Below are 13,653 nucleotides of genomic sequence, written 5' to 3' on the forward strand. Positions count from 1 at the left end.
GCTTCACCCAGCCCCGCAGGCCCTCGGCGCTGACCCCGAGCTCCCGGGCCACCTCCGTCACCGTCCGCCCGGAGGAACGGACCAACTCGACGGCATCCTTCTTGAACTCGGCCGTGTACCGCTTGCGCGTGTTGCTCTTCTTACTCACTACCTGGACTGCTTCCTCCGGGACCCATACGTCCCAGTATCAAGCTGTCCCGACCGCGGGGGGAACTTCAATGCGCATCTCGGTCCCGAGTCCCCGACCCTGGTGGCTCAGCCCGATCCACGAGCCCGAGACGATCTCGCGGCGGATGCCGAAGTCCACAGCTCGCATGTCCTGAATGCCCACGGGACGCCCCTCGAAGAACGCAACGAGTTCCAGCGCCCAGTTCTGCGGCGTCCACCGTCCCAACCGACTCCAGTGCAGATGCACGACATGCCGTGCGCGCTCGGCTGGCGGCAGATCGGTCCAGGGCGTCAGGAAGGGCCTGGCGGTCGGCTCGTGGACGCCCCGCGCGGCGACATCCGCGACCTCCGCCAGCTCGCCCTCGGAGGGAAGTCGCAACTCCAGACGCGGAGACCGTACGCGCAGGCCCTTGAGTGGCCAGTGATCGATCAGCACGCGCGCCAGTCTGCACAGACCGTGCCCGGACCGCACCACCTTTTCCCGCTCCCCGGCGACCGGTCCTCAGAAGCAAACCTTCCCCGCTGGCCTCTCCGGCGGCCCCGCTCCCTCCCCCGCCGAGGGTGCGGTGAACTGCCAGATCCCCGCCAGTCCATGGACTCCGGATAAGCCCCCCATATGCGGGACACAGATGCGGCAAACAGCGGCACGAACAAAAGGGCGTGACGTGACGTCACCGCTGGGGGCGCGGGTGTCGGAGCTGGACTCGACGCCGACCAGCTGTTCACCTTCGTCTAAACACCCACTCGGAAACCAAAACCGCAACCCATACGAGGAAGAGAACAATCTCAATGAAAGCCATTGTGGTAACCGACCAGGCCGCGGGAACGGCCGGGATGACGCTGACGGAGCGGCCTGAGCCGCCCACAGCGATCAACGACGTCATCGTTCAGATTCATGCATCGGGCTTCGTCCCGACAGAGACGGAGTGGCCATCGACCTGGACCGATCGCGCCGGCCATGACAAGACACCGTCGATCCCCGGCCACGAGCTGGCCGGAGTGGTCACCGCCCTCGGCTACGGCACGACGGGGCTGTCGGTCGGGCAGCGGGTGTTCGGCCTCGCCGACTGGCACCGCGACGGCACCCTCGCGGAGTACGTGGCGATCGAGGCACGCAACCTCGCACCGCTGCCCGGCGACGTCGACTTCACGGTAGGCGCGTCCCTACCCATCTCGGGTCTGACCGCGTGGCAGGGGCTGTTCCAGCACGGCCGCCTTCAGGCCGGCCAGACCGTCCTCGCCCACGGCGCGGCCGGGGCAGTCGGGACGATGGTGACCCAGCTCGCACGTGAGGCCGGCGCTTACGTCATCGGCACCGGACGCGCCGCCGACCGTGAGAAGGCGCTCGACTTCGGCGCGCAGGAGTTCGTCGACCTCGAGAACGACGCGCTGAAAGACGTCGGGGGCGTCGATCTGGTCTTCGATGTCATCGGTGGCGACGTCCAGAGGAGCTCTGCGGCTCTGACCAAGGCCGGCGGGACGCTGGTGTCGGTCGTGGGCCCGGTCGAGGCGCGACCCGCTGACGGTCTGGCGATCGATTTCGTTGTCGAGGCCGATCGTGCGGGACTGGGTGAGATTGTGCAGCGGGTGCGGGACGGACGGCTGCGGACAAACATCGGTGACGTCGCGAGCTTGGATGACGCCGTTGGTGCCCTTAACCCGACCACGCGACGAAACGGGAAGACAGTCATCCGCGTACGCCCGTAGGCAGTGATGGCCACAGTCCGACGGCGTGGTCGTCACCCTCGGCGCCACCGAGGCCGTACATGGAGCGGCCTCCAGCGAGTCAGCGTTTGACCCATTACTGTGACAGTGCAGGTCAGCGCGTTGGAGGCGATCAGATGCGGCTCGCGGGGTACATCCGGGTGTCGACCGGCGGACAGCTGGACGGGTTCGTGCTGGAGGACCTACCGTCCGCTACGTCCTGGACGAGAACCCCATGAGTTTCTGATCAATAGCATTAGGCCACATGAGCCTCAGCGAACGGCGACGTATCGAGTTGCTGGAGTGGGTGGAAGAGCAGCTTCGTGGCTCCGGCTCCGGAGCGGTCGACGCCAAGACATGGGCGATGCGCAACGGCGTCGCGGACCTGGAACTGCGAACTCTATTGGACAGCCTGAAGGCTGATGGGCTCCTGAAGGACGCCGGGGTTGAGCACGACTGGTGGGCCGCATGGGCTTCTATCGGTGGGTCGGTCGGTACGGGTGCTCGCGGCCGACGGGTCTCACTTGCCCCTGCTGGCGTAGCGGAGCTGCAGGGCATCCGGGCGAGACGTTCGAATCGCTTGAAACGCAACGTCCACGTAAGGAACGTGATCCTGCAGTGGCTCTACGAGCGTGCGGATGAGCCCGTTCGGTCCCTCACCGAGATGATCAATGACCCCGAGGTGCACTTCCACTGGGAGGGGTTGACAAGGGACGAGGTGCGCCCCCTCTCTGTCAGCCTTGGGTGAGACGTCCCGCTTCGGCGGGTTAGCCTGAGAGGGCACGACAGGAGAACCACCCCCTCATGACCAGCAGCAAGTCCGCCGGATCCGACCCGGCTCCCCGGCCGAAGCGCCGCACTTTCAGCCCCGAGTACAAGCTGCGGATCGTGGCCGAGTACGACGCCGCCCCGCAGAACGAGAAGGGCGCGGTCCTGCGGCGCGAGCGGCTGTACCACTCGCATGTGAAGGAGTGGCGGGCCGCGCGGGATGCCGGGGCCCTGGAGAAGCTGGTCGACCAGCGGACCGGCCCGGCGAGGCCGAAGAAGTCCGCTGCCGAGGCGGAGAACGAGAAACTGCGCCGCCAGGTGGAGCGTCTGGAGAAGGAACTGGCTCGGAACAAGGCCGCGTTGGAAGTTATGGGAAAAGCTTCCGCGCTCTTGGAAATGATCTCCGAGGGCGCGGACTGAACGCTGCCGTCGCCCCGGTGGTCGATGACGCGTTCACCGGCGTCGAGGGCGTGCTGGGTGTGACTGCGGCGTGCCGGCTGACCGGCCGCTCGCGGGCCACCCACTACCGCCGGCGGCGTCCGGCGCCACCACGCCGACCCCGCAAGCCGCAGTCCAGCCCTCGGCTCTGACAGCCGCAGAACGGGCTGCGGTATTGGAGTTGATGAACAGCGACGAGTACGCCGAACTGGCGCCCGCGCAGATCTGGGCCCGTGAGCTGGATGCCGGGCGCTACCACTGCTCCGTCTCCACGATGTACCGGATCCTGCGCGAGAAGGGCCAGTCCGGCGAGCGCCGAAGACGGGCCACCCACCCTGCCCAGGCGGTGCCCGAGCTGGTGGCCACCGCCCCGTCGCAGGTGTTCACCTGGGACATCACCAAGGCGGCCGGACCGGCCAAGGGCGTCTGGTATCACGCCTACGTCATCATCGACATCTTCAGCCGCTACATCGTCGGCCACACCGTCAAGGCCGCTGAATCGGCCGAACGAGCCGAGGAGTTGATCCGCGAGACCATCGTCCGCAACGGGATCGTGCCCGAGACCGTGCACGCGGACCGCGGCACCTCGATGACGAGCAAGAAGGTCTCCCAGCTGCTGCTCGATCTCGGGGTGACAAGGTCGCACTCGCGGCCGAAGGTCTCCAACGACAACCCCTACAGCGAGGCCCAGTTCAAGACCACGAAGTACATGTCGGACTATCCCGAACGGTTCAACTCGCTGGCCCACGCCCGCGAGTGGTTCGACGCGTTCATCGCGTACTACAACCACGAGCACCGGCACTCGGGCATCGGCTGGCACACATCCGCCTCCGTCCATTTCGGGACCGCCGAGGAGGTCCGCGACCAGCGGGCCGTCACCCTCGACGAGGCATACGCCCGCCACCCCGAACGCTTCGGCCGCCGCCCCCGACCACCCGAGATACCCCAGACCGCCTGGATCAACGCCCCGGCCAAGCGCCGCGAACCCGCACCACAAACCTCATAGCGCCACGACCGTCTCACTGGACTTGAAATCTTCCGGCGGGGTGTCAGGCAGATCCAGGACGAAGCCGTCGACGGCTATCACCCGCCACCGCCCCAGGAACGCGCCCAGCGTGTCCGCGCTCACCGCCGGTGCGGCGACCTGTGCGAACACCTTCTTCACCGGCTCCGGCCCGAGCCGCTGCCGCGCCTGGGTGATCGCTCCGCGGGTAGGGGCCTGCCAGCGCGAACCGGGTAGGTAGGACAGCATGCCGGTGAGCTTCTCGGCGACCTCCTCGTAGTCGTCGTCCGCGTACAGGCACAACGCCATTAGCAGGTAGACGACCACGTGCGCGGGCAGCTTGCGGACCCGCACCTCATGTGCCTCGGTCACCGCGATCGCCTCGTCCAGCACCGATCGCGACACCAACGTCGTCAACGCCCCCAGCGACACCAGATCCGTCGGACGTACGCCCCGGCGCTCCCCATCCCCCTGCGGCATGCCGGGACCCTAGCAACTACCGCCTATCTAAACGGCATTGGCTCGCCGAGATCGTCCGCGACTCGCGCAGTCAAGGTCAATAGCGGGGCGCGGCCCGGGATCTCGGAGTTCACTCGGAATCGCCGGTGCGGGAACTCGGGGGCCAGTGAGCCGGTGTCCAGTCTCCCTCCGGGTCGGTGGTCTGGCCGACTTCGATCAGATGGCCGTCAGGATCGCGGATGTAGCAGCGGATCTCGTACGCATGTTGTTTCGGCGGCGTCAGGAACTGGGCACCTCGGGCGCTCCACTCCTCGTACAAGGGGTAGATGTCCTTGACGCGGATATTGAGGAAACTGCTGACCCGGCTGGAATCGCGCGGCGCCTCCAGGGTGACCGAGGGCTTGTCGTCCGTCGGGCCTCCGCCGACGTTGATGATGATCCAGCTGTTGGCCAGTGCGACATAGGTCAGGCCTCCAGGGCCGGAGTAGGCCAGCCGGCCGCCGAGCACTTCGGTGTAGAAGCGTCGAGAGCGTTCGACATCGTCCGAGACGATGAAGTGGGCCAGCACAATTCCCTCTGGTGGTGGCGGGAGATCGGCCATCTGGTGCCTCCACTTGTCGGTCTCATGCTCCGTTGATGATGTGCATTGACGGTAGGTTCCCCCTTCGAAGTGGCCGGCAATTTCACCGGCTCGCCCTCCTGGAAGATTCGCGGGCAGCTGTACACGGATGGCTCGCCGCTTAAGGCCATTGGAGCAACGCAGAGGTGTGCGCAGAAGCGCCGACGGGCACACCTTAGCGGCAGCGGCAGTCACCGTGGAGGCAGGTGACGGTCCGCCCCTGGACACCGGGGTGGCACGGGCATCGGATTGCACTGTCATGAGGCGACACGATAGATCCCCAGGTGGTCTGCCGGCATGAAGCCGAGAGGTCGCAGCACACCGATGAGTTTCCGCGCCTGCGGGTGTCTACAGGTGTGACACCCCGGCCAAGGGCGAGACCATGGAGACGAGACATGAGCACTGAGCAGACCACCGCGGCCAACGGCTTCTCCTACACGTTGACCCGAACGCTGGACGCCCCCGTGGCGAAGGTGTGGCGCGCGTGGACCACCACCGAGCAGCACGCCCGATGGGCAGGCGCCGCTGCCGGCTCCGTCGAGATGGACGTACGGCCGGGCGGAGCGTGGAAGGCGACGATGCTCACCCCCGACGGCGGACAGTTCCCGCTGACCGGCTCCTATCTCGAGGTCGCCGAGAACCGCCGTCTGGTGGTCGGCATGGACGTACCCGGCAAGCCCGAGCCCGCAGCCAGGCGCTGTCACGTTGTTGAGTGTGTGAGTGCCTGACGGTGTGTCGGGTGTGGTGGGGCCGGGGTCCGGCTCCAGACTCAGGCCGCGGCTGGCCGGCCGGCGACGCCGGTGACCTGGTCCCAGACGGCGAAGCGGGCGGCCATCTCGGCTCGGTATTCGGAAGCGGTCATCAGGTGACGTCGGGGCCGGAAATGGGGTGAGATGCCGCTGAAGGCGGACAGGAACCGCTGGGCCCCGCCCACGCTGCGGAAGCCCTTCATGGCGCGTTCGCGCTGCCTCGTCGGCTGATGACTGTTCTCCGCCCGGTTGTTCAGGCCCTGGTGCGAGCGGTGCTCGACCGAAGGCATGACCTCGCGGTGGGCCGCTCCGTAGGAGCGGAGCCTGTCCGTGACGATCACCCGCGGCACCGTGCGGGCCCTCTGCAGCAGGCGGCGGAAGAAGCGCCGGGCTGCGGTCTGGTCCCGGCGGCTCTGCACGAGGATGTCCAGCACGTTCCCGTCCTGGTCGACGGCCCGCCACAGGTACTTCAATTCTCCGCTGACCTTGATGAAGACCTCGTCCAAATGCCATTTACCCCCGGGCCGAGGTCGGCGGCGACGCAGTCCGTTGGCGTAGCCCTGCCCGAACTTCGCGCACCAGCGGCGGACGGTCTCGTGGGAGACGACGACACCGCGCTCGAGCATCAGCTCCCCGGCCTCGCGGAAGCTGAGCGGGAAACGGAAGTACCGCCACACGCAGTGCGCGATGACCCTCACCGGGTACCGGTGCCCTTTGTACGACGGCGGCGCGGACGACACGAGCGAATCCTCCCCGGCACGATCAACTCCAAGATCATCTCAGGCCGGTCAGCTAACGTGACAACGCCCCAGTGACAGCAGCGGCTTGACTTCAGCATGTGGGAAGCTCAGCTTCGGAGCGGCCGATACAGCGTAGACCGGGCTGCTGCCTTCGCTGGGCTGCTTGCCCGTGCCTACCACCAGAGTGATCAATAACCTGGACTTCAGTCTCAGACGAAGGGGGATCAGATGCTGCCGGATGTCTGCTGTGCCGTTCCCACGCACAGGGCACTCCGCGGACTCTACGAAACTCGAAGCAGCTCACAGGGCCGACTGCTCGACTTCTGTCCGGAGCACGACATCAGCTCCGAGCTCGAGATCATCCCAGCAGGCAAGATCAAATGAGGGGCTATGAGCGCGCCCTGGCCTCCAACATGGTTTCCGCCCCTGCATTCACCACGATATGTCGCCGCCCCCGCCCGGCGGGCGGCCTGCCACCGGTGGCGGCGTATGGTCACCGCTCGGGCCGCTCCTCCAGAGCGTGCAGCACTTTGTCCAGCGTGATCGGCAGGTCCCGTACGCGCACACCGCAGGCGTGCCACACCGCGTTCGACACCGCGGCGGCCGTGCCGACGATGCCGATCTCCCCGATGCCCTTCGACCCCATGGCGTTGACGTGGGGGTCGTGCTCGGGGAGCCAGTGCGCCTCGATCTCGTCGACGTCCGCGTTGATCGTGATGTGGTATTCGGCGAAGTCGTGGTTCACGACATGGCCGGTGCGGGGGTCGAGCACACTGTTCTCGTGCAGCGCCATGGACAGCCCCATCGTCATCCCGCCGATAAACTGCGACCGCGCGGTGCGCGGGTTGATGATCCGGCCCGCGGCGAACACGCCGAGCAGGCGCGGCACCCGCACTTCGCCGGTGTCCGTGTGGACGTGTGTCTCGGCGAACTGGGCGCCGAAGGCGTGCATCGCGTAGCGGTCGTCGGGCAGCCCGACGGTACCGGTGGCTTCGGCCCCGTCGGGCGGCTCGGTCTCGTACTTGTCGCGGAAGGCGCGCGCGGCCTCGACCACGGCCGAGCCCCATGTCGTCATGCCCGAGGAACCGCCGGCCACCGACGCCATCGGGTAGTCGGTGTCGCCGATCCGCACGTCTACCCGAGAGACCGGTACGCCGAGCGCGTCCGCGGCGATCTGCGGCAGCGTGGTCCACGTACCGGTGCCGAGGTCAGCCGCGCCGATCTCGGCGACGTAGCGGCCCCCTTCCCACCGGATCGTCGCCGTCGACTTGGGCATCCGGTTCACCGGGTAGGTGGAGGCCGCGACGCCCGTGCCGACCAGCCAGTCGCCGCGGCGGCGCACGCCGGGCCGCGGGTCGCGCTCCGCCCAGCCGAACCGCGCCGCGCCCTCCCGCAGGCAGCCGACGAGATTGCGGCTGGAGAACGGCTTGTCCGAGCCGGGCTCGACGTCGGGCTCGTTGCGGATCCGCAGGTCGACCGGGTCCATGCCGAGGCGCTCGGCCAGCTCGTCCATCGCCACCTCGGGTCCGAACATGCCGGGACACTCGCCAGGGGCGCGCATCCAGGACGGCACCGGGACGTCGAGGGCGGCGAGCCGGTGTGTGGTCCGCCGGTTCGGCGAGGCGTACATCATCCGGGCAGGCACGCCCGTCTGCTCGGCGAACTCCTTTACCCGTGACGTCTGTTCGACGACGTCGATCGCGAGGGCGGTAAGCGTGCCGCCGCGGTCGGCGCCGAGCCTGCACCGCTGGATCGTCGGGGTGCGGTAGCCGGCGAGGGAGAACATCTGCTGACGGGTCAGGGCCAGCCGTACGGGCCGGCCGGGAACCGCGCGCGCGGCCAGCGCGGCGAGCACCACGTTGACGTGCGGCTCCCCCTTCGACCCGAACCCTCCCCCGACGTACGGGCAGACGACCCGGACCCGCGCCTCGTCGAGGCCGAACACCGAGGCCACGGTGGCACGCGTCGGATGGACGCCCTGTGTGGACTCCCACAGGGTGAGAAAGCCGTCGCCCGCCGGATCCCACAGGGCCGCCGTGGCGTGCGGCTCCATCGGGTTGTTGTGGTACATCGCGGTGGTGTACGTCTGCTCGACAGTCACCTCCGCGGCCGCCATGGCGGCTTCGACGTCGCCCTCGGCGGTGTCGGTGGGAAAGCCCCCGTTCACCGTCTCGGGCGCGTACAGGTCGTCGTGGTCGGCCCGCAGTTCGGCGTTGTGCGCCGCCTGCGCGTAGCCGACTTGGACGAGAGCGGCGGCGTGCCGTGCCACCTCGGAGCTGTCGGCGACGACCACGGCAATGACCTGGCCCCGGAAGGCGACCTCCTCGTCCTGCAGGGCCGCCAGTTCCCTGTCCTCGGTGGAGGCAAGGCGCTCCGCGGTGCCGGGGGTGAGCACCGCGACCACGCCGTCGAGCGCTTCGGCGGCGGTGGTGTCCAGTTCCGTGACGCGCCCCCGGGCGATCGTGGCCTGGACGGGATGCAGGTAGGCGGCGTTGTCCAGCGGGGTCTCGTAGGCGTAGGTGGCGGTGCCCAGGACCTTGGCGGACCCGTCCCGGCGGGGCAGGTCGCGGCCGATGGCGTCCGGCTCGCTCAGGAAAGTCATCAGGCGTCTTCTCGGGCCAGGTCGCGCAGGGTGGCGGTGAGCGTGCGGCGCAACAGGGGGATCTTGAACGCGTTGCCGCCGTCCAGCCCCTCGGCCGGCCGGGCATCGGCGAGTTCCGCGTCCGCAGCGGCGCGGTAGCTCCCCTCCGACGCCGCGGAACCCCGCAGCGCCTCCTCGGCCCGATACGCGCGCCACGGCGCGTGCGCCACACCGCCGAACGCGACGCGCGCGTCCACCACCACGTCGTCCTCGATATCGAGTGCCGCGGCCACACTGACCAGGGCGAACGCGTACGAGGCACGGTCTCGCACCTTGCGGTAGACCGACCGGCGGGCGATGGGCTGCGCTGGCAGGTCGATCGCGGTGATCAGCTCACCGTGCTCAAGCGCCGTGTCGCGCTCCGGGGTGTCGCCGGGCAGCCGGTGCAGGTCGACGAAGGGGATCGTGCGCTCGCCGTCCGGGCCGAGCACCCGTACCCGCGCGTCGAACGCGGCCATCGCCACGGCCATGTCGGACGGATGAACCGCGATGCAGTGCTCGGACGCGCCGAGGATCGCGTGGTTGCGCGTCCAGCCCCCGATCGCGGAGCAACCCGAGCCCGGCTTCCGCTTGTTGCACGGCGTCGTGACATCCTGGAAGTAGACGCAACGGGTCCGTTGCAGCGCGTTGCCGCCGGTGGTGGCCATGTTGCGCAGCTGCCCCGACGCGCCCGACAGCAGCGCCTGGGACAGCCCGGGGAACCACTCGCGCACCCGCGGGTGCGCGGCGAGTTCGCTGTTGCTGACGCCCGCGCCGATCCTGAGGGAGCCGCCGCCGAGCTCCTCGATCTCGGCCGGCAGCAGACCGGTGACCCCGACGACCAGGTCGGGCTCGGCCACGCCCAGCTTGAGGTGGTCCACCAGGTTCGTACCACCGCCGAGGAACACCGCGGTCGAGGCCCCGGCGACGCTGCGCACGGCGGCCGCCGCGTCGGCGGGGCTCCGGTAGTCGAACGGCTTCACCCGGCCACCTCCGTACCGGCCGTTCGCTGGGCGGTGGACGCCCCTGCGGCCTGCTGAACGGCGGACACGATGTTGACGTAGGCCGCGCAGCGGCACAGGTTGCCGCTCATTCGCTCGGCCACCTCAGCGCGGTCGAGTCGCGGCGCCTCCGTGCCGCCGGTGACGGCGCTCGGCCAGCCCCGCGCGAACTCGTCGAGCATCCCGACTGCGGAGACGACCTGCCCCGGGGTGCAGTAGCCGCACTGGAACGCATCGCAGTCGATGAAGGCCCGCTGCACCGGATGCAGGTCGCCGTCGGCGTGCTGTCCGTCGACGGTGGCCACCTCGGCGGCGAGCCCATCGGCGGTGACGACCTGGGTACCGTCCTGGGTGACCGCGAGGGTCAGACAGCTCAACACGCGCTGCCCGCCGGACAGCACCGTGCACGCGCCGCACTGTCCGTGATCGCAGCCCTTCTTGGGGCTCGTCACCCCCAGCCGTTCGCGCAGGGCGTCGAGCAGCGTCGTGCGCGTGTCGACGGCCAGCCGACGCGGAACCCCGTCGACCTGCACGGTGATCTCGGTATTCATTGCGCGAGGGTTCCCTGCGCCGGCTCCGCTCACACGGCACGTGGCGCCGACTCACACGGACGGCGGCAGGGCTGGCAGAGGCGTGAGCATGGGCACGGCGTGCGGGTGTGGCGGCACGAGGAAGTCGAGCGCGACCAGCAGACGAGACTCCTCGATCGACTTGAGCCCATGAGCCCGGCCGGTCGCGACCATGTACTGCAGTCCCGGGTGATGCCGCCGGGCGAAGCCGCGGGTCGGCTGCGTCGCAAGGACCGAAACGTGAGCCATGCCCCGGATAGGCCAGGTGACCTCGCCGCCGTCGACCTTCCACGTCGTTCTCCACCGACGCGGCCACTCAACCCCGAGCCGCAGCGGGCCACGAGTCTCCCCGTCCTCGTCGAACTGCGCGACCAGCTCCTCCAGCCCACACACGTCCGACGCGATCACCACCTCCACCATTTGCCTCACGTACCCACAGCAGCAGACCGGCTTCTCACAAGGGACGCGATCTCCGAACTTGATCGCAACTCAGCGTTACACGATCAAGATCCGCAAGGCAGAGACCCCATCCGCAAAGTAGAAATCCCGGTCACAGGCACTGAGGCCGTCGTGCTCCACTACAACGAGAAGCCGATGCACTGGTTCAAGTATGCGGTCGGCGGCGAGGTCATCGTCGACTTCCACACTCTCCAGGCGATCGAACCGACCGGGCAGGACCCGGCAAGACTTGACGACGCCATGAGGCCCCTTGGACTCATCCCTGGCCAGGTCGCGCCTCTGCACAGCGTCCTGGCACTGGCAGAGAACGCTTTTGACATCCGCCTACGGCAACCCGACGACTCTCGATCTAAAACTGACGATCATCGTTGACACCTGGGTCTCCGATCACTACGGAGATCCACATGCCGGAGTCCCCTCCCACCACCCCGCCACTTGACCGTGAGGCCAAGCGGCGCCTGGCGGTAATACGCCACGTCGAAGAGGTCAGCGGGAACGTCGCCATGTCCTGCCGGTACTTCGGGATCAGCCGGCAGGCGTATTACACGTGGTACCGCCGCTACCAGGCCGAGGGCGTCGAGGGCCTGCGGACCCGCTCCAAGGCGCCCAAGACCTCGCCGAACGCGACCCACACCGAGGTGGTCGGGAAGATCATCTACCTGCGGCAGCACTACCACTTCGGCCCGGAGAAGATCGCCATGTACCTCAAGCGGTACCACGACGTCACCCTCAGCAAGTCGGGCGTGGGGCGCATCCTCAACCGCCTGGACATGGGCCGCCTGCCGGCCTCCCAGCGCTACCAGCGCCACGACAGACGCTGGAAGCGGTACGAGAAGCAGCTGCCCGGCCACCGGGTGCAGATCGAGGTGAAGTTCATCGAGCCGCTCGCTTCCACACCCCAGGGCAGGCGCGGCGGGCGCATCAAGTACTACCAGTTCACCGCCATCAACGACGATGGTGTCCCGCCGAGTGGTGTAGCAGCGATCACCGCGAAAGTGCAGCGCGCGGGCTTGATTCGAGTGGCTGCCCGTCGGGCGAACCTGGCGAGGCATCAGTGCGTTACTGCCCAAGGCACTGCGATGCCAGCGTTGACGCGGCCTTCTTCGAGGCCAGGCCAACAGGCGCGGCGATGGTGGTCCCGACGACCGTCCCCATCTAACGGGCAGTCAGGCAATGGTGGCGTCGGGACGAGTCGGCTTGGGGCGCGACCTGCAGCTTCTCCTTGATCGCTGCTACACCACATGGCGGGACATGGCCTCGACGACTGCACCCGCCTGCGCGTCCTGCGGATCTACCCGCAGCTGAACCAGAAGACCGCCGTCCAGTTCCTCGACTACGTGCTGCAGCGCCTGCCGTTCCAGGTCGAGGTCATCCAGACCGACAACGGCGCCGAGTTCCAGTCCGCCTTCCACTGGCACGCGCTCGACAAAGGCATCGCCCACACCTACATCAAGCCCCGCACCCCGCGGCTGAACGGCAAGGTCGAACGCTCCCACCGCATCGACGCCGAGGAGTTCTACCGACTGCTCGACGGCGTCGTCATCGACGACGCCGAGGTCTTCAACGACAAGCTGCGCGAGTGGGAGGACTACTACAACTACCATCGTCCCCACGGCGGCCTCGGCGGCCAGACCCCCTACGAACGCCTCAGGCAGAAGACCGCGACCCAGGCGTAATCGATCAACGTCAGTGAGCGTTTTCCATCCTCAGTCTGAGCTGGCCAGATGCAGGCAGAGGACGGCTTGGACGAGGCCGGTGATGCGGGTGGTCGAGCAACGGATCTTGCGGAGGAGTCGCCAGGACTTGAGGGTGGCGACGGCCTGCTCGACGAGGGCTCGGATCTTCGCGTGGGACCGGTTGACGGCCTTCTGACCTCGGGAAAGCGTCTCCCACCGACCCCAGTACGGGACGCGGACCGTATTCCCGGCGCCTCGGTATCCCTAAGAGGACCTAACAAAATAGAACGTTTGCGCTAATCTGGAGATGTCGGTGCGGATCCGCTCTGACCAGGAGGTGCGCGATGTCCCGCCCCAAGCCCTGGGAAATCGACGACGACCTGTGGGCCCTGATCGAGCCGCTGCTGCCAGTGGTCGAGCGCCGGCCCGACCATCCGGGCCGCAAGCGACTGGACGACCGCAAGGCCCTGCAGGGCATCCTGTTCGTGCTGGCCACCGACATCCAGTGGGAGTGGCTGCCACAGGAACTGGGCTTCGGCTCGGGCATGACCTGCTGGCGCCGGCTGCGGGACTGGAACCAGGCCGGCGTCTGGCAGCAGTTGCAGGCCATCCTGCCGGCCAAGCTGCGCGGCGCGAACCAGCTGGACTTCTCCCGCGCCGCCATCGACGCTCCCCCTGGC

Annotated in this window: 17 protein-coding genes and 2 pseudogenes; 9 read left to right on the forward strand and 10 right to left on the reverse strand. The window is 68.1% G+C overall.

The window, feature by feature from the left end; translation table 11 throughout:
- Both DIZ27_RS49105 and DIZ27_RS42525 read right to left on the reverse strand, forming a co-directional pair.
- The coding region (locus DIZ27_RS49105) for a transposase (protein WP_146229120.1) at positions 1 to 148 on the reverse strand (148 nt) is incomplete at its 3' end.
- 39 nt (positions 149 to 187) lie between these two features.
- The gene (locus tag DIZ27_RS42525) at positions 188 to 604 is read right to left on the reverse strand and encodes a GNAT family N-acetyltransferase (protein ID WP_146229121.1); all 417 of its coding nucleotides are present in this window, start codon (positions 602 to 604) and stop codon (positions 188 to 190) included.
- A 353-nt stretch (positions 605 to 957) separates the two neighbouring features.
- Between DIZ27_RS42525 and DIZ27_RS42530 the strand changes: the two genes are divergently transcribed.
- The 4 genes from DIZ27_RS42530 to DIZ27_RS42545 all read left to right on the forward strand — a co-directional run bounded on the left by DIZ27_RS42530 (position 958) and on the right by DIZ27_RS42545 (position 4,084).
- Complete coding sequence (locus tag DIZ27_RS42530) at positions 958 to 1,875, forward strand: NADP-dependent oxidoreductase (protein ID WP_109383654.1); 918 nt, start codon at positions 958 to 960, stop codon at positions 1,873 to 1,875.
- Between the two features lie 262 nt (positions 1,876 to 2,137).
- Positions 2,138 to 2,620, forward strand: coding sequence for a hypothetical protein (locus DIZ27_RS42535; RefSeq protein ID WP_109383655.1), 483 nt, complete (start codon positions 2,138 to 2,140; stop codon positions 2,618 to 2,620).
- Positions 2,621 to 2,676: 56 nt separating this feature from the next.
- Positions 2,677 to 3,060, forward strand: a complete 384-nt coding sequence (locus DIZ27_RS42540; protein ID WP_109383656.1) for a transposase — start codon at positions 2,677 to 2,679, stop codon at positions 3,058 to 3,060.
- A gap of 202 nt (positions 3,061 to 3,262) precedes the next feature.
- On the forward strand, positions 3,263 to 4,084 hold the full coding sequence (locus tag DIZ27_RS42545) for a DDE-type integrase/transposase/recombinase (protein WP_109383657.1): 822 nt from the start codon (positions 3,263 to 3,265) through the stop codon (positions 4,082 to 4,084).
- On the opposite strand, the gene DIZ27_RS42550 is transcribed toward DIZ27_RS42545, so the two are convergent.
- Both DIZ27_RS42550 and DIZ27_RS42555 read right to left on the reverse strand, forming a co-directional pair.
- A complete protein-coding gene (locus DIZ27_RS42550; protein ID WP_109383658.1) occupies positions 4,079 to 4,561 on the reverse strand; it encodes a transposase domain-containing protein in 483 nt (160 codons plus the stop codon). The genes DIZ27_RS42545 and DIZ27_RS42550 overlap by 6 nt on opposite strands.
- Positions 4,562 to 4,670: 109 nt before the next feature.
- Entirely contained in the window at positions 4,671 to 5,141 is a 471-nt protein-coding gene (locus tag DIZ27_RS42555; RefSeq protein ID WP_109383659.1) for a VOC family protein, read from the reverse strand.
- Positions 5,142 to 5,554: 413 nt separating this feature from the next.
- Here DIZ27_RS42555 and DIZ27_RS42560 point away from each other — a divergent pair.
- A pseudogene (locus DIZ27_RS42560) lies at positions 5,555 to 5,872 on the forward strand (SRPBCC domain-containing protein); the annotation flags it as partial.
- 56 nt (positions 5,873 to 5,928) lie between these two features.
- On the opposite strand, the gene DIZ27_RS42565 reads toward DIZ27_RS42560, so the two are convergent.
- The 5 genes from DIZ27_RS42565 to DIZ27_RS42585 all read right to left on the reverse strand — a co-directional run bounded on the left by DIZ27_RS42565 (position 5,929) and on the right by DIZ27_RS42585 (position 11,258).
- On the reverse strand, positions 5,929 to 6,648 hold the full coding sequence (locus DIZ27_RS42565; RefSeq protein WP_109383661.1) for an IS6 family transposase: 720 nt from the start codon (positions 6,646 to 6,648) through the stop codon (positions 5,929 to 5,931).
- 493 nt (positions 6,649 to 7,141) lie between these two features.
- Positions 7,142 to 9,250 carry a xanthine dehydrogenase family protein molybdopterin-binding subunit gene (locus DIZ27_RS42570; protein WP_109383662.1) on the reverse strand — a complete coding sequence of 703 codons (2,109 nt, stop codon included), beginning with the start codon at positions 9,248 to 9,250 and terminating at the stop codon, positions 7,142 to 7,144.
- On the reverse strand, positions 9,250 to 10,251 hold the full coding sequence (locus tag DIZ27_RS42575; RefSeq protein ID WP_109383663.1) for a xanthine dehydrogenase family protein subunit M: 1,002 nt from the start codon (positions 10,249 to 10,251) through the stop codon (positions 9,250 to 9,252). Before DIZ27_RS42575 ends, DIZ27_RS42570 begins: the two co-directional genes overlap by 1 nt.
- A complete protein-coding gene (locus tag DIZ27_RS42580) occupies positions 10,248 to 10,820 on the reverse strand; it encodes a (2Fe-2S)-binding protein (RefSeq protein ID WP_109383664.1) in 573 nt (190 codons plus the stop codon). The genes DIZ27_RS42575 and DIZ27_RS42580 overlap by 4 nt, the downstream gene beginning before the upstream one ends.
- A gap of 51 nt (positions 10,821 to 10,871) precedes the next feature.
- Positions 10,872 to 11,258 (reverse strand): hypothetical protein, encoded by a 387-nt coding sequence (locus DIZ27_RS42585; RefSeq protein ID WP_181383983.1) that lies wholly within the window; start codon positions 11,256 to 11,258, stop codon positions 10,872 to 10,874.
- A gap of 150 nt (positions 11,259 to 11,408) precedes the next feature.
- Here DIZ27_RS42585 and DIZ27_RS49110 point away from each other — a divergent pair, with 150 nt between their 5' ends.
- From DIZ27_RS49110 to DIZ27_RS42600, 3 genes are read left to right on the forward strand one after another with little or no spacing between them, the layout of a single operon-like run.
- On the forward strand, positions 11,409 to 11,669 hold the full coding sequence (locus DIZ27_RS49110; protein ID WP_375232078.1) for a hypothetical protein: 261 nt from the start codon (positions 11,409 to 11,411) through the stop codon (positions 11,667 to 11,669).
- A 32-nt stretch (positions 11,670 to 11,701) separates the two neighbouring features.
- Complete coding sequence (locus DIZ27_RS42595) at positions 11,702 to 12,523, forward strand: helix-turn-helix domain-containing protein (RefSeq protein WP_258308866.1); 822 nt, start codon at positions 11,702 to 11,704, stop codon at positions 12,521 to 12,523.
- Positions 12,524 to 12,538: 15 nt separating this feature from the next.
- A complete protein-coding gene (locus DIZ27_RS42600; protein ID WP_258308867.1) occupies positions 12,539 to 12,973 on the forward strand; it encodes an integrase core domain-containing protein in 435 nt (144 codons plus the stop codon).
- Between the two features lie 30 nt (positions 12,974 to 13,003).
- Here DIZ27_RS42600 and DIZ27_RS42605 read toward each other — a convergent pair.
- Positions 13,004 to 13,237, reverse strand: a pseudogene (locus DIZ27_RS42605) (transposase family protein); the annotation flags it as partial.
- Between the two features lie 80 nt (positions 13,238 to 13,317).
- On the opposite strand from DIZ27_RS42605, the gene DIZ27_RS42610 reads away from it, so the two are divergent.
- A partial coding sequence (locus tag DIZ27_RS42610) for a transposase (protein ID WP_146229122.1) occupies positions 13,318 to 13,653 on the forward strand: 336 nt, incomplete at its 3' end.

Origin of the sequence: Streptomyces sp. NWU339 (assembly GCF_003143855.1) — a bacterium.
In the GTDB taxonomy this organism is placed as follows: domain Bacteria; phylum Actinomycetota; class Actinomycetes; order Streptomycetales; family Streptomycetaceae; genus Streptomyces.